Raw genomic sequence first — 15994 nt, 5'->3', positions numbered from 1 at the left:
CGTCAGTCATGTGCCACAGACTAAGAGTCGCATCGCTGTCACTCAATGACCGTAACTGACAACTTATTGATCCAAATGCGCAGTGCCCCTTGGCAACCCGGTCCATGGGCCCTACCCTAGTCGCCATACCCTGTACCCGGTAGTTGTTGGTTTTCATGCGCAAACTTTTGTACCTGTTCTTTTCCATGGCCCTCGTCGCCGCCCTGACCACCTACGCCATGTGGGCGGCGGACCGGCCGGCGGGGCATTACCTGTCAGACTTACGTATAAACGTGGCAGTTGATCAGGGCACGCCCGGCGACCGTGGCAATCTGCTGGGCATCCAGCCCGAACTGTTCCCCACTGACTATCAAAGCCCCGAACGCTTGCACCGCAAACTCGCGGCGTATTTGCAGCAGGCCCAGGATCAAGGTCTGCTGAGTGAGAAAACCGTGGTGGTGTTGCCAGAGAACGTCGGCACCTGGTTGCTGCTCAGCGGCGAGAAAGACGAGTTGTACCAGGCGCCGTCCCTCGCCGAGGCGATGAACTGGCTGGCGGCGAGCAATCCGTTGTTGTTCGCCCGTGCCTGGCTCAGCGCCAACGGCAGCGACCGCCTCAACGACGCGTACCTGCGCATGAAATCCAAGGCGATGGCCAAGGATTACCAGACACTGTTCGGTGGTCTGGCCAAGGAGTTTCACGTGACGCTGGTGGCCGGCTCAATCGTGCTGCCGGAGCCGAGCATCCGCGATGGCCAACTCAAACCCGGCAGCGGTGCGCTGTTCAACAGCAGCGTGGTGTTTGGCCGTGACGGCGTGCCGCTTGGCCAGCCGCAGCGGCAGATGCACCCGGTGTTTGATCAGCGTGAAGTGATCGAAGGCGCGGATAAACACCAGATCAACGTGGTCGACACCCCGGCCGGACGCCTCGGCGTGCTGATTGGCAGTGACAGTTGGTATCCGGACAACTACCGCACACTCGACGAGCAAGACGCCCAATTGGTCGCGGTGCCGGCGCAAGTGTTCGGCCAGGGTGCGTGGAATCAACCGTGGCGCGGCTATAAAGGTTCAAGTACACCGGGCTCGATCAGCCTCAAACCCGGTGAAGTCACCGAAGGACAGGCCTGGCATCGGCTGACGCTGACTGCACAACCGCCGAGCAGTCGAGCGATTGCCGGCGTCAGTGTGTTCTTGCGCGGGCAGTTCTGGGACAAGGCCAGTTCCGGTCAGAGTTTCCTCAGCAGCAACGGTCAGCAGTTCGCCGATGGCGAGGCCCGTGGCGCGCGTTTGCTGAACATCTGGTTGTAAGCCATGAAGCCGCTGCCGATGCGCCTTGGGGATTTGTCGGTGGGCTTTGTGCACAGCCTCGCCGATGCGGTGCGCAGTCATGCCGCCGATCCGCAGCCACTGCTGGAGCAATATGGCCTGGACGCTGCACGGTTGGCTGAGGCCGGGGCACGCTTGTCGATTCCGCGCTACATGCGTCTGGGCCACGCGGCGATTCAGTTGACCGGCAATTCGGCGCTGGGCTTGCGCATGGGCCAGCTCAGCCGCCTGAGCCAGGCCGGGCTGGCCGGTGTCACTGCAGCACAAGCGCCGACCGTGCGCGAAGCCGCGCGCTGTCTGATCCGTTTCGAGGCGCTGTACGGCTCCAACTACCGTGGCCAGTCCAGTTTTCACGAAGATGCCAATGGCGCGTGGCTGCGGTTCTATTCGATCAGCCCGTACAACGCCTATAACCGCTTCGTCGTGGACTCGATCATCGCCGGGTGGCTGCATCAGCTCTCCAGTGTCAGCCGCGAGCCGTTGCGCGCCGAACGCATCGATATCGAATTCGAAGCGCCGGATTACCGTGAGGCTTACAGCGTACTGGGGGATTGCCCGATCCAGTTCGGCGCCGAACGCAATCAGCTGCGCCTGAACCTCGACAGCCTCGCACAGCGTAATCCCGAGCATTGCCCGAGTACCTGGCGGCATCTGCTGCAACTGTGTGAACGGGAGCTGGAACAATTGACCCGAACCCGCAGCCTGCGTGAACGCATCACTCAGCTGTTGGGGCCGTTGCTCAATGGTGGCCGGGAACCCGACCTGGAAGAAGTGGCGGCACGTCTGAAGCTGCCGACCTGGACGTTGCGGCGCAAACTGGCCGAGGAAGGCACGCAATTTCGCGCGATCCTCAACGACACGCGTCGGGACTTGGCGATGACCTACATCCGCGATACTGAACTGGCCTTCGGCGAAATCGCCTACTTGCTGGGCTTTGCTTCAGCCGAAGCGTTCCAGCGAGCCTTCAAACGCTGGAGCGGTCAGACGCCCGGCGAATTCCGTCGCAGCCATCGTAAATCCGCCTGACGCTTACAGCTCGGTGGCGTCTTCGGCGGGCTCCAGAGGATCCAGCTCAAAGGCCTGGTATTCGAGCAGCTCTTCTTGATATTCATCCATCGCGTAATCCCCCTGCTGCTCTCTTGAATGGGCCTGAGCAAATGCCCAGTGCCTCGAGCTTAACGTGCTCGTGTGAAGGAAAAGTGAAACCCGGCCTTCATGAATAAAACGTAGCAGACGGTCAGGAATTTATCGCGGGACTTTTGTCCGGGGAATGTAACGAAATTTGAGGCAACCCATAAACCACTGTGGGAGCGAGCCGGCTCGCGAAGGCGTCGGACCATTCAGCACACAGGTGGCTGAAAGTCCGTCTTCGCGAGCCGGCTCGCTCCCACAGGGGCGGCGTTGAGGCTGGTTTACTGGCCGGACGCTGGCATCGCCGGAATCGGCTCGGATGGCGGCGGGATGTCCGGATTGGCTGGTGGCGTGATGGTTTCGGTCGCGGGTGCAGGTTCTGCGCTCGGCGCCGGGGTGATCGGCGCGGCCTCTGCCGGTGGAGCGACCGGTTCCGACGTTACTGGCGCGGTCTCGGCAGGTGCTGGCGCCGGTTCTGCAGCCGGGGCCGGCGTTGCTGCAGGTTCGGCCGCCGGAGTCGGCGTTGGCGCCAGCGCTGCCGGCGCAGCCTTCACCTCAGGCACACCCAGGTCAGCTTTCGGTTTCTCTTCGATATGCGCGGCTTTCTTCGCATCTGCCGGCAGGAACTGCTCGACCAGGGTAAAGAAACGCTCATAGAACTTCTGCGCGGTCACCGTCTCGCTGGCCACCTTGACCATCGAATCGTCCGACGAGCCGATCGGCATCGACACCGAACCCAATACACCCACGCCGAGGCTGGCCGAGTTGTTGGTTTTCTTCAGCGCGTAACGATCCTGCAAGGCGTTGGCAAACATCGTCGCATGGTGCCCGGCGCTGCCGTCATCGGCGCAAACCACGTTGAAGCTGATCTCCATGTGGGTGTCGCCGGTTTGCTGGAAACTCTTGTGACCGCTGACCAGTTTCGGGTCGCTGCTGGTGATGATGTAGCCCTGGCTGAGCAACGCACGGCGAGCCGCTTCGCAACTGACCGAATCGGTCACCGGGTAATTGCGCGAAAACGTACCGGAGTCATCGAAGTTCTCATGCTCATACATCGGCTTGTCTTTCGAACAGCCGGCAACAGCGGTCAACAACAGCGCCAACCCGACTACACGCATGGGAGTGGAAATCAACATTGAACATCCTGAGAGAAAACAGTCCGGGGCGTATTGTGCAACAGATCGCTGCCGCGCTGCGCATGGATTAGTGTCTTAAAGCAGTTACAACTCTATCGACCGTCAGTTGCGGGAAAAAGTCGCAACGCCAGATGATCGATGAACACCCGCAATTTCGCCGTGGCGTGACGACTCGATGGCCATAGGACCCAGAACTGACCGGTGTGTTCAAGATGTGTATCAAGCACGCGACGCAAGCGGCCTTGCGCCTCGGCCTCACGGGTCATGAAATCCGGCAGACAGGCAATGCCCATGCCGGCCAGCGCCGCGTGGCTTACCGCCTCAATCGACGTACTGACCAACCGCGTCGGCAACGTCGGCTCTGCGGCACTCTCCGCGCGAATCAGCGGCCAGGTTTCCAGTTTGCCGGTGGCATGAAACGTATGCCGAAGGCACGCATGATCCGCCAGATCGGCGGGCGTCTGCGGCACACCGCGTTGCGCCAGATAAGCCGGACTGGCTACCAGCACCATGTGAAACTCGCCCAACGCTCGCGCCATCAGTCGCGAATCCCGTGGCTTGCCGGTGCGGATCACCGCGTCGAAACCTTCTTCAACCACGTCGACCATGCGATCGGTCAAATCCAGATCCAGCTCGATCTGCGGGTACAAGGCCATGAACTCGTTCATGACCGGCATCACCAGGCCATGCACCTGCGGCAGACTGATACGCAACTTACCATGGGGTTTCGCAGCCGCGTCACATAACTCGAACTCTGCCGCCTCGACCTCCGCGAGAATTTTGCGACAGCGCTCCAGAAACAGCGCCCCTTCACTGGTCAGCGTGACACTGCGAGTGGTGCGCTGAAACAGGCGCACGCCGAGTCGCGCTTCCAGCCGCGCAATACTTTTGCCCACCGCCGACGATGACACCCCTTGCAGTCGGCCAGCCTCAGTGAAACTGCGCGTCTCGGCCACCTGCACAAACACCGAAATACTGCCAAGGCTATCCATACCAACCTCCCATTGCTGACATCCGTGTCCGATATGTTCGGAACCTTAACCCGTTTTTCACCGATGTGCAGCGCCATATCCTGTGCTCTTCGTCAACATTGCACATGGATGCCGGCTCATGAATGACACACAACTCAGTTGCCTCACAGTTGAACACCCCGTCTCTCACCGCGAACAGTTACCCCTCGGTGCGCTGCTGGCACTGGCCACCGCCGGATTCATTACGGTCATGACCGAAGCCATGCCCGCCGGCCTGTTACCGCAGATGAGCAGCGGCCTGAATGTGTCCCAGGCACTGATCGGGCAATTGGTCACGCTGTATGCGATCGGCTCGATCCTCGCGGCGATACCGCTGACAATCGCCACTCGAGGCTGGCGACGCCGACCGCTGTTGCTTTCCGCTATCGGCGGCTTTGCCATCGCCAACAGCATCACCACCCTGTCGGAGTGGTACTGGCTCACCCTGATCGCACGCTTTATCGCCGGGATATTTGCTGGTTTGCTTTGGGCTCTGCTGGCGGGATACGCAAGCCGTATGGTCGCCCCGCACCTGCAGGGCCGCGCCATCACCGTAGCCATGCTCGGCGCGCCACTGGCGCTGTCGCTGGGAATCCCCGCAGGCACCCTGCTCGGCACCCTGGTCGGCTGGCGCCTGAGCTTCGCCATCATGACCGGACTGACCGTTGCGCTGGTGATCTGGGTGCGCTTGCAAGTACCGGACTTCGCCGGCGAACGCGTGGGAAACCGCATGCCGCTGCGTCAGGTATTGACCTTGCCCGGCGTGCGATCGGTATTGTTCGTCACCCTCACCTACGTCGTTGCGCACAACTTGCTGTACACCTACATCGCGCCGTTCCTGCAGCCTTCCGGACTTGATGCCAACGTCGACCGCGTGCTGCTGGTATTCGGCCTCGCTTCAGTGCTGAGCCTGTGGATCGTCGGCAGCCTGATTGACCGCTGGCTGCGCGAACTGGTGTTGATCAGTGCCGGACTGTTCCTGCTGTCCGCAATAGCACTGGGCCTGTGGCGCGAATCGCCGAGCGTGGTGTACATCGCCACCGCTGTGTGGGGACTCGCGTTTGGTGCAATGCCATCGCTGCTGCAAACCGCCTCGGCGAAAACCGCGAAAGAGGCTGCCGATACGGCGCAATCGATGTTGGTTACGCTGTGGAATGTCGGGATTGCAGGTGGTGGATTGGTGGGAGGTTTGTTGCTGGGGAACCTTGGGGTGGGAGCTTTTCCGTGGATTGTTGCAGGATTGCTGGGACTGACCCTGTCAGTAGCGATCAAAGCTCGGAGACATGGTTTTCCAAGAGCCGAATGAGACCGAGTGCGCTGTTGGATTGAGGCCAGACGGCTGGAAACCGGTCGATTGACAGGCCGCCATCGCGAGCAGGCTCGCTCCCACAATTGGATTGAGTACATCTGACAGAAGGTTGGTCGGCTGTCAGGCCGCCTTCGCGAGAAGGCTCGCTCCCACGTTTTAATTTGTGTGCGGCCCACGCGGCAAAGCCGCCCCACTCAACAGGATGAGCGTTAGCTCGGCTGCTGCTCTTGATCTTGATCTGAAGGCCCGTCGGCAGGCTGAGTGGAGGGATTGATCCGGGGGTGGGAGCGCAGCGACCGTTCGACGAAGTCGAACACATCGAGAGGAGGTGCAGCGAAGCAAACCGTAGGCGATGCCCCCCCGGATCAATCCCGGAGCGAAGGAACCCCGAGCCCCAGCGAGCGGGCCGAACGTCAGGGCAAGCCTTTTTGATTACTTTTTCGGCGTCTGGAAAAAGTGACCCGCCGTAAGGGTGGAACCCTGATCAGCAACACCCGCAGCAACGGATATCCCCCCAAAACCCCAAGCACATGGTCGGCCCAAAGGCCGCCACGCCCCGGCGCCCAACGCCAAAAAAAAAGCCCCGACCTATACAGGCCGGGGCTTTCACATGACAACTCAATCAGACATCAAAAACGCTTGATCTCAGCCTGAGCTTCCAACTGCTTGCGATACGCCGCAAAGTCCTGCTGCCCCTCACGCGAAGCAAGGAAGCGACGGTACTGAACCTTCTCTTCATCCGTCGGCGCAGCCGCTTCGTTAACGCCGTTCAGACGCACGATCATCAAACTACCGTCCGGCAGGGTCACGCTGGTGAACGTCGGCTTGTCCTTGGCAGCCGGCTTCGGCATACGGAACAACGCTTGCAGCACCGCCGGATCAACACCTTCCTGACCACGGGTGGCCGCTTCAGTGGTTTTCCAGTTCTGACCCTCAACTGCCTTGTCCAACGGCGCCTTGCCATCACGCAGATCAGCAATCAGCTTCTCCGCCTTGGTCTTGGCAGCCGCGCTGGCGTGCTCTTTGGTCAGCTGAGTGCGGATCGCCGCATTCACGCTTTCCAGCGGCAGTTGCGCAGGTTTCAGGTGCTCCTTGGAACGCAGCACGATCACGGTTTCCGGATCCAGCTCGATGGCGGTGCTGTTGGCACCTTCGTCGATCACTTCAGTGCTGAACGCAGCGGTCACTACGGCACGGTTGGCCGCGACACCTTCGCCACCTTCACGGCCGAACGGCTTGGAAGTGTGCACGGTCAGTTTCAGATCCGCCGCTGGCTGAGCCAGGTCAGACGCTTCGAACGCCGAGTCTTCCAGTTGCTTGGTCGCCTCGACAAAACGCTGCTCGACCTGCGCGGCTTTCAGCTCGCGGGTGAGCTTGTCTTTCAGGCTGGCCAGGGTCGGCACTTCAGGCGCTTCGACACCCAACAGCTTGATCAAGTGGTAACCGAAGTCAGTACGAATCGGCTCGGACACCTGGTCTTTCGACAGCGAGTACAGGGCTTTTTCGAACGCAGGGTCGTAAACGCCAGGACCTGCGTAACCGAGATCACCGCCATTGTTGGCCGAACCCGGATCCTGCGAGAACTCTTTGGCCAGCGCTTCGAACTTCTCGCCCTTGGCCAGACGCGCCTGGACTTCGTCGATCTTCGCTTTGGCCTGAGCCTCGGTGGTCTTGTCGTTCACTTCGATCAGAATGTGCGCGGCACGACGCTGTTCCGACAGATTGGCGATCTCTTTCTGATACGCCGCCTGCAGGTCTTCGTCTTTCACGGCAACCTGATCGAAGAACGAAGACTTCTTCAGCTCTACGTAATCGATGATCACTTGGTCCGGAGTCATGAACTCCTTGGCGTGTTCGTCGTAGTAAGCCTTGACCTCTTCGTCGGTCAGTTTGACCGCAGCCGGATCAGCCTTGACGTTCAAGGTGGCGAAATCGCGGGTCTGTTTTTCCAGACGGGCAAATGCCAGCACTTCGGCGTCGGTGACGAAACCGCTGCCCGCCACACCGGCGCGCAGTTGGCCGATGAGCATTTCCTGAACCAGCATCTGGCGGAATTGCATACGGCTGTAACCCAGTTGACGGATTACCTGGTCGAAACGCTCGGAGCTGAACTTGCCGTCCACCTGGAATTCAGGAGTCTGCAGGATCACTTGATCCAGTGCACCTTCGGAGAAAGCGAACTTCGCTTGTTCGGCGCCTTGCAGCAGCAGCTTGCGATCGATCAGACCCTTGAGGGCCGATTCGCGGAGCATTTTCTCGTCGAGCAAGGAAGCATCGAAGTCCTTGCCCAGCTGTTGCATCAGCTGACGGCGTTGCATGTCAACGGCCTGGCTCAGCTCGTTCTGGCTGATTTCATCACCGTTGACCTTGGCCGCCTCATTCTTGTGAGTCGTGGCCTGGAAAATGGCGTCGAAACCGGTCAGAGCCATCAGTGCAACGATGACCCCGATAATGGTCTTGGCAATCCAGCCTTGTGAATTGTCCCTGATATTCTGCAGCATGCGTCCCCCAGAAACGGTTGAACTTCAAAATTAGGCAACCGTGGAGCGTGGGTAGAATCCGGATAGAAGAAAGGCGCATCCGAGGATGCGCCTTCTCGTAACTGGCGGAGCGGACAGGGCTCGAACCCTCGATCCCGGCGTTACAGGCCACTGTTTCAGCGACCTGCTCTACCGCTCCGCTGCCAAGTCAGGCATGACCCCGACCCGGATGGGTAAAAACCTGAAAACTTAGTTAACAGCTTCTTTCAGTGCTTTACCGGCTTTGAAACCTGGCTTCTTGGCAGCCGGGATTTCCAGAGTCTTGCCGGTCTGCGGGTTACGACCAGTACGAGCCGGACGATCCGTCACGGAGAAAGTACCGAAACCAACCAGAACAACGGAGTCGCCAGCCTTCAGAGCGCCAGTGACGGATTCGATTACAGCGTCCAGCGCACGGCCAGCAGCAGCTTTCGGGATATCAGCGGATGCAGCGATAGCATCAATCAGTTCCGACTTGTTCACTCTAAGTCCCCTTATATCTATTTTGAGATGATTCTAAGTTTTTTGGTGAAAGCAAAAACGAGTGCTGAATGGCCTACAGACACTTAAGAGCCGCTTTATAACAAGGGCTCTAAAAAACTGTCAAGGAAGCCCCCCAGGCAAAAGCGTATTAATGCGTGCTAATTCTTTCCTTAGAGTCAGACTCACGTTTTTCTTCCTTGGCAACTATCTCCGGAGCCACATCCGGCAAGGGCTCCGGCGCGTATTGCAGCGCAATTTGCAGGACCTCGTCAATCCATTTAACCGGTTTAATCTGCAGATCCTGCTTGATATTGTCAGGAATCTCCTTCAGATCACGCACGTTCTCTTCCGGAATAATCACGATCTTGATTCCGCCGCGGTGAGCCGCCAGCAGTTTTTCCTTCAGACCACCAATCGCCAGCACCTGACCACGCAAAGTAATTTCGCCAGTCATGGCCACATCAGCGCGCACCGGAATACCGGTCAATGCCGACACTAGCGCCGTGCACATGCCCACACCAGCGCTAGGGCCGTCCTTCGGGGTCGCCCCTTCCGGCATGTGGATGTGCGTGTCGCGCTTCTCGTGGAAGTCCAGGGGAATACCCAGGCTCTTGGCACGACTGCGGACAACGGTCAGTGCGGCAGTGATCGATTCGACCATCACGTCGCCCAGCGAACCGGTCTTGATCAATTGCCCTTTGCCCGGCACAACCGCGGCTTCGATGGTCAGCAATTCACCACCAACCTGAGTCCAGGCAAGGCCGGTCACCTGACCGATCTGATCCTGTTGCTCGGCCAGACCGTAGCGGAATTTGCGCACACCGAGGAAGTGTTCCAGTAAGTCAGCTGTCACTTTCACCGAGAAGCGTTTTTCCAGCGCATGCTCTTTAACGGCCTTGCGGCAGACCTTGGCGATCTGACGTTCGAGGCCACGCACACCGGCTTCACGGGTGTAGTAACGGATGATGTCGCGGATCGCTTCAGCGTCGAATTCCAGCTCGCCTTTCTTCAGACCATTGGCGGCGATCTGCTTTGGCGAGAGGTATTTGACGGCGATGTTGATCTTCTCGTCTTCGGTGTAGCCCGGCAGACGGATGACTTCCATCCGGTCGAGCAGTGCCGGCGGAATGTTCATCGAGTTCGAGGTGCACAGGAACATCACATCGGAAAGGTCGTAATCGACTTCCAGATAGTGGTCGTTGAAGTTGTGGTTCTGCTCTGGATCGAGCACTTCCAGCAACGCCGACGCCGGGTCACCACGCATGTCGCTGCCCATTTTGTCGATTTCATCGAGCAGGAACAGCGGGTTGCGCACACCCACTTTTGTCATCTTTTGAATCAATCTTCCCGGCATCGAACCGATGTAAGTCCGACGGTGACCGCGAATTTCCGCTTCATCACGCACGCCACCGAGGGCCATGCGCACGAATTTGCGGTTGGTAGCATGTGCGATCGACTCTGCCAGCGAGGTTTTACCTACGCCCGGAGGACCGACCAGGCACAACACCGGGCCACGGATTTTCTTCACGCGTTTTTGCACGGCGAGGTATTCAAGGATACGTTCCTTGACCTCTTCGAGACCGTAGTGATCGGCATCGAGAATGTCTTCTGCACGCGCCAGGTCCAGACGTACCTTGCTCTGCGCCTTCCACGGCACCTGCACCAGCCAGTCGATGTACGAGCGCACCACGGTGGCCTCAGCGGACATCGGCGACATTTGCTTGAGCTTGTTCAGCTCGGCCGTGGCTTTGGTCAACGCGTCTTTCGGCAGACCGGCAGCGTCGATACGCTTTTTCAGGTCTTCGATTTCGTTGTGGCCTTCGTCGCTGTCGCCGAGTTCTTTCTGAATGGCCTTCATCTGCTCATTCAGGTAGTACTCGCGCTGACTGCGCTCCATTTGCTTTTTGACACGACCACGAATGCGTTTTTCAACTTGCAGCAGGTCGATCTCGGCATCCAGCAACGCCAGAACGTGCTCGACACGAGCCGACAGGTCGATGATTTCGAGAATTTCCTGCTTCTGCTCGATTTTCAGCGCCATGTGCGCCGCCATGGTGTCGACCAGGCGGCCCGGCTCATCGATGCTGTTGAGCGACGACAGGACTTCAGCCGGGACTTTTTTGCCCAGCTGTACATATTGTTCGAATTGCGACAGCAGTGTGCGCACGAACACTTCAGATTCGCGCTCGGCGGCATCGACTTCTTCGATCAGCGACACTTCGGCACGGCAGTGGCCGTCAACTTCGCTGAAGCGCTCGACGGTGCCGCGCTGCTCACCCTCGACCAGAACCTTGACGGTGCCGTCAGGCAGCTTCAGAAGCTGTAGAACAGTAGCGATGGTACCTACGCGATAGAGAGCGTCTTCACCGGGATCATCGTCAGCCGGGTTTCTCTGGGCCAGCAGCAAGATCTGCTTGTCGCCCGTCATCGCGGCCTCGAGGGCTTCGATGGATTTCTCGCGCCCCACGAACAGCGGGATAACCATGTGCGGATAAACCACGACATCACGCAATGGCAGGAGAGGCAATTCGATGGTTGTCTTCATGATTTCGCCTCTACGGCGGCCATATGGCCGTAATCAGATGGAATTGAGCTTGAAACCAAGATGGGGGCTGCCTTGAAAAAAAACAAGCGCAAAGCGGATGTAAAAAATGACATAAAAAAAAAGAGGCCCGAAGGCCCCTTCTTTATTCCAGCAGACTGGACACTTACGCGTCCGGCGCTGCCTTGGCTGTCGGCTCACTGTTTTCGTAGATATACAGTGGCTTGGACTTGCCTTCGATCACGCTTTCATCGATCACGACTTTGCTCACCTCGGACTGCGAGGGGATTTCATACATCGTATCGAGCAGCACACCTTCGAGAATCGAGCGCAGGCCACGGGCACCGGTTTTACGTTCCAGGGCACGCTTGGCGACCGATTTCAGCGCGTCTGTGCGGAACTCCAGATCCACGCCTTCCATCTCGAACAGCTTGGCATACTGTTTGGTCAGAGCATTTTTCGGCTCGGTGAGAATCTGCATCAGCGCAGCCTCATCCAGCTCATCCAGCGTCGCGAGGACCGGCAGACGACCGACGAACTCCGGGATCAGACCGAACTTGACCAGATCGTCAGGCTCGACTTCACGCAGGGATTCACCGACTTTCTTGCCTTCTTCCTTGCTGCGCACTTCTGCGTTGAAGCCGATGCCGCCCTTGGTGGAACGGTTTTGAATAACCTTTTCCAGACCGGAGAACGCACCACCGCAGATGAACAGGATGTTACGGGTGTCGACCTGCAGGAATTCCTGCTGCGGGTGCTTGCGACCACCTTGCGGCGGTACGGAAGCGACCGTGCCTTCGATCAACTTCAGCAAGGCCTGTTGCACGCCTTCACCGGAAACGTCCCGGGTGATCGACGGGTTGTCGGACTTGCGGGAAATCTTGTCGATTTCATCGATGTAGACAATACCCATCTGGGCTTTTTCTACGTCGTAATCGCACTTCTGCAGCAGCTTCTGAATGATGTTCTCGACATCTTCACCCACGTAACCTGCCTCGGTGAGGGTGGTTGCGTCGGCAATGGTGAACGGAACGTTCAGCAAGCGGGCCAGTGTTTCGGCCAGCAGGGTTTTACCGGAGCCTGTCGGGCCGATCAGCAGGATGTTGCTCTTGCCGAGTTCGACGTCGTCAGCCTTTTTGTCACGCTGGTTCAGGCGTTTGTAGTGGTTGTACACCGCTACGGCCAAAACCTTTTTCGCACGCTCCTGACCAATCACGTACTGGTCAAGGATGCCGCTGATTTCTTTAGGCGAAGGCAATTTATGCGCGCTGCTTTCGGCCTGGGCTTCCTGCACCTCCTCACGGATGATGTCATTGCACAGGTCGACGCACTCGTCGCAGATAAAGACCGAGGGGCCGGCAATCAATTTGCGCACTTCATGCTGGCTTTTGCCACAGAAGGAGCAATAGAGCAGCTTGCCGTTGTCCTCGCCGTTGCGGGTGTCAGTCATTCGTTCGATCCAAATCCGATAGGCTTGCAACACAAGATGAAGGCTATTGCGGGCTTTTTCAAGCCCGCCGCTGATCAGACAAGCCGACCAAGCCTATTTTGAGCTGCTTATTTTAAGCTGGGCGCTGGTTGATCACTTCGTCGATCAGGCCATATTCCTTCGCAGCTTCTGCACTCATGAAGTTGTCGCGATTGGTATCGCGCTCGATTTCTTCCAGAGTACGCCCGCTGTGCTTGGCCATCAGCGTGTTCAGACGCTCGCGAATGAAGAGGATTTCCTTGGCGTGGATTTCGATGTCCGACGCCTGACCCTGAAAACCGCCCAGTGGCTGGTGAATCATCACGCGCGAGTTCGGCAGGCAGAAACGCTTGCCCGGGGCACCTGCGGTCAGCAGGAATGCACCCATGCTGCAGGCCTGGCCGATGCAGGTGGTCGACACGTTCGGCTTGATGAACTGCATGGTGTCGTAGATCGACATGCCTGCAGTCACCGAACCGCCCGGAGAGTTGATATAGAGATGGATGTCCTTGTCCGGGTTTTCCGCTTCAAGGAACAGCAGTTGCGCGCAGATCAGGTTGGCCATGTAGTCCTCTACCGGACCAACCAGAAAGATCACTCGCTCCTTGAGCAGGCGCGAATAGATGTCATAGGCGCGTTCGCCACGAGCAGATTGCTCGACAACCATCGGGACCAGGCCGCCGGCGGCCTGGATATCAGAGTTCTGCTGAATATAAGAATTACGGAACATGCTCTGCAGTCGCTCCCAAATAGTTATGTCTTGAATACGCATAAGCCAGCTCGAGAGCTGGCTTATGGTGTGTACTTCTTAACGCAAAATCAATCAGTCGGCTGTTGGTGCTTCTACCGGCTTGACTGCTTCTTCGTAAGAGACCGCTTTGTCGGTCACACTAGCTTTCTGCAGAACAGTATCCACAACTTGTTCTTCCAGCACAACCGAACGCACTTCGTTCAGTTGCTGCTCGTTTTTGTAGTACCACGACACAACCTGCTCAGGCTCTTGATAAGCCGAAGCCATTTCCTGAATCATTTCGCGAACGCGAGCTTCGTCAGGCTTCAGGTCGAATTGCTTGACCACTTCAGCAACGATCAGACCCAGCACAACGCGGCGCTTGGCTTGCTCTTCGAACAGCTCGGCCGGCAGTTGATCAGGCTTGATGTTGCCGCCAAACTGTTGAACAGCCTGCACGCGCAGACGGTCAACTTCGTTGGCCAGCAGAGCCTTAGGCACTTCGATCGGGTTGGTGGCCAGCAGACCGTCCATTACCTGATTCTTGACCTTGGATTTGATCGCCTGACGCAGTTCACGCTCCATGTTCTTGCGAACTTCGGTGCGGAAACCGTCGATGCCGCTTTCCTTGATACCGAATTGAGCGAAGAACTCTTCGTTCAGCTCTGGCAGCTTAGGCTCGGAAACAGTGTTGACGGTCACGGTGAACTCAGCGGTTTTGCCAGCCAGGTCCAGGTTCTGATAGTCCTCTGGGAAGGTCAGGTTCAGAACGCGCTCTTCACCGGCTTTAGCGCCAACCAGGCCTTCTTCGAAGCCCGGGATCATGCGGCCGGAACCCAGTACCAGCTGAGTGCCTTTGGCGGAGCCGCCAGCGAATACTTCGCCGTCAACCTTGCCAACGAAATCGATGTTCAGTTGGTCTTCGTTCTGGGCAGCGCGATCGGCCACTTCAAAACGGGTGTTCTGCTTGCGCAGGATGTCGAGCATTTTATCCAGGTCAGCGTCAGCCACGTCAGCGCTCAGGCGCTCAACGGTGATGCCGTCGAAACCGGCAACGGTGAACTCAGGGAACACTTCGAATACGGCAACATATTCCAGGTCTTTGCCAGCTTCGAGCGACTTAGGCTCGATCGAAGGCGAACCAGCCGGGTTCAGCTTCTGCTCAACCACAGCTTCGTAGAAGGAGGACTGGATCACGTCGCCTACAGCTTCCTGACGAGCATCAGCACCGAAACGGCGCTTGATTTCGCTCATTGGCACTTTGCCTGGACGGAAGCCAGCAATCTTGGCCTTTTGGGCGGTCTGCTGCAGACGCTTGTTGACCTGAGTCTCGATGCGCTCAGCCGGCACGGTGACGCTCATGCGGCGCTCGAGAGCAGTAGTATTTTCAACAGAAACTTGCATGGATATTCCTCGTTGCACAGACGTTAGCCGGCCGTTTCCGACCCCAGAATCAAGGGCATGCATTCTAGTGGGTCAAACTCAAGAAGTCACCCTACTGAAAACGGGTAAAAAAACAGCAGGCATTTTATCGGGGCCGCTACACCAATGCAGCGCGCCCCACAGGCGAATACAACCAATCACGCCAGGGCTCTGCGCCAACCGCTTCTATATATAGAAGAGACTGCCAATCACTCCCTGACGGCCGTTCTTGCAAGCAAGCCCGGCGAGCAGTGCAGCATCATCGAGCAACATAAATACGACGAAGCGCCCTACTCCTGCGTCCGGAAACCGGCCATGCCGGTATTCAAAACCGCAAAACAAAAAAGGCGCCAGACTGTTAAATCTGGCGCCTTTCGAAATATGGGGTGGACGATGGGGATCGAACCCACGACAACGGGAGTCACAATCCCGTGCTCTACCAACTGAGCTACGCCCACCATATTGCGTAACAAAAAAGCCAAACAACTTCTTTGTTGAAACCTCACCAGCCCGAAGACATGAATGAAGCTTTAATTGGTGCGGATGAAGAGACTCGAACTCTTACGCCTCGCGGCGCTGGAACCTAAATCCAGTGTGTCTACCAATTCCACCACATCCGCAGGTGAAGCTTTAAAGCAAAGGCGCCAGACTGTTACATCTGGCGCCTTTCGAAATATGGGGTGGACGATGGGGATCGAACCCACGACAACGGGAGTCACAATCCCGTGCTCTACCAACTGAGCTACGCCCACCATATCGCGTTACTTGTGCCAAAGCTGCCTAATGGCGCACCCGGCAGGACTCGAACCTGCGACCATCCGCTTAGAAGGCGGATGCTCTATCCAGCTGAGCTACGGGCGCCTTATTAATCTGTACTCTTAAAGGACTACAAACTAAGTGCTTTCCAGTGTTGCAGAACCTTGATTCCGCTTCACCTTCT

11 protein-coding genes and 4 tRNA genes are annotated in these 15994 nt (G+C 57.8%); 3 read left to right on the top strand and 12 right to left on the bottom strand.

What is annotated here, in order from left to right; genetic code table 11:
• Positions 1-155 precede the first annotated feature (155 nt).
• Both ACOYXE_RS03850 and ACOYXE_RS03845 read left to right on the top strand, forming a co-directional pair.
• A complete protein-coding gene (locus ACOYXE_RS03850; protein ID WP_160058685.1) occupies positions 156-1286 on the top strand; it encodes a carbon-nitrogen hydrolase family protein in 1131 nt (376 codons plus the stop codon).
• A 3-nt stretch (positions 1287-1289) separates the two neighbouring features.
• The gene (locus ACOYXE_RS03845) at positions 1290-2330 is read left to right on the top strand and encodes an AraC family transcriptional regulator (protein ID WP_160058686.1); all 1041 of its coding nucleotides are present in this window, start codon (positions 1290-1292) and stop codon (positions 2328-2330) included.
• Positions 2331-2716: 386 nt separating this feature from the next.
• On the opposite strand, the gene ACOYXE_RS03840 is transcribed toward ACOYXE_RS03845, so the two are convergent.
• Together ACOYXE_RS03840 and ACOYXE_RS03835 are read right to left on the bottom strand one after the other, a co-directional pair.
• The gene (locus ACOYXE_RS03840; RefSeq protein ID WP_016983898.1) at positions 2717-3571 is read right to left on the bottom strand and encodes a DUF2242 domain-containing protein; all 855 of its coding nucleotides are present in this window, start codon (positions 3569-3571) and stop codon (positions 2717-2719) included.
• Between the two features lie 92 nt (positions 3572-3663).
• Positions 3664-4563, bottom strand: coding sequence for a LysR family transcriptional regulator (locus tag ACOYXE_RS03835; protein ID WP_160058687.1), 900 nt, complete (start codon positions 4561-4563; stop codon positions 3664-3666).
• Positions 4564-4681: 118 nt separating this feature from the next.
• Between ACOYXE_RS03835 and ACOYXE_RS03830 the strand changes: the two genes are divergently transcribed.
• A complete protein-coding gene (locus ACOYXE_RS03830; RefSeq protein WP_460927801.1) occupies positions 4682-5887 on the top strand; it encodes an MFS transporter in 1206 nt (401 codons plus the stop codon).
• A gap of 632 nt (positions 5888-6519) precedes the next feature.
• On the opposite strand, the gene ACOYXE_RS03825 is transcribed toward ACOYXE_RS03830, so the two are convergent.
• The 10 genes from ACOYXE_RS03825 to ACOYXE_RS03780 all read right to left on the bottom strand — a co-directional run bounded on the left by ACOYXE_RS03825 (position 6520) and on the right by ACOYXE_RS03780 (position 15915).
• Positions 6520-8391 carry a SurA N-terminal domain-containing protein gene (locus tag ACOYXE_RS03825; RefSeq protein ID WP_160058689.1) on the bottom strand — a complete coding sequence of 624 codons (1872 nt, stop codon included), beginning with the start codon at positions 8389-8391 and terminating at the stop codon, positions 6520-6522.
• 228 nt (positions 8392-8619) lie between these two features.
• Complete coding sequence (locus tag ACOYXE_RS03820; protein WP_003183171.1) at positions 8620-8892, bottom strand: HU family DNA-binding protein; 273 nt, start codon at positions 8890-8892, stop codon at positions 8620-8622.
• 148 nt (positions 8893-9040) lie between these two features.
• Entirely contained in the window at positions 9041-11437 is a 2397-nt protein-coding gene (gene lon / locus ACOYXE_RS03815; RefSeq protein ID WP_460927798.1) for an endopeptidase La, read from the bottom strand.
• A 163-nt stretch (positions 11438-11600) separates the two neighbouring features.
• On the bottom strand, positions 11601-12884 hold the full coding sequence (clpX, locus tag ACOYXE_RS03810; protein WP_003223632.1) for an ATP-dependent Clp protease ATP-binding subunit ClpX: 1284 nt from the start codon (positions 12882-12884) through the stop codon (positions 11601-11603).
• 112 nt (positions 12885-12996) lie between these two features.
• On the bottom strand, positions 12997-13632 hold the full coding sequence (clpP, locus tag ACOYXE_RS03805) for an ATP-dependent Clp endopeptidase proteolytic subunit ClpP (RefSeq protein WP_007951559.1): 636 nt from the start codon (positions 13630-13632) through the stop codon (positions 12997-12999).
• Positions 13633-13725: 93 nt separating this feature from the next.
• Positions 13726-15036: a trigger factor gene (gene tig, locus ACOYXE_RS03800; RefSeq protein ID WP_460927796.1), complete on the bottom strand. Its 1311-nt coding sequence runs from the start codon at positions 15034-15036 to the stop codon at positions 13726-13728.
• Between the two features lie 400 nt (positions 15037-15436).
• Positions 15437-15512: transfer RNA gene (locus ACOYXE_RS03795), tRNA-His, on the bottom strand.
• A 77-nt stretch (positions 15513-15589) separates the two neighbouring features.
• A tRNA-Leu gene (locus tag ACOYXE_RS03790) sits at positions 15590-15674 on the bottom strand.
• A gap of 56 nt (positions 15675-15730) precedes the next feature.
• Positions 15731-15806, bottom strand: a tRNA-His gene (locus tag ACOYXE_RS03785).
• A 32-nt stretch (positions 15807-15838) separates the two neighbouring features.
• Positions 15839-15915, bottom strand: a tRNA-Arg gene (locus ACOYXE_RS03780).
• Positions 15916-15994: the final 79 nt, after the last annotated feature.

The sequence above is a fragment of the Pseudomonas sp. MC6 genome, assembly GCF_054790575.1.
Note: the sequence above shows the minus strand (reverse complement) of the source record. Positions and strands in the feature narration are given on the sequence as shown.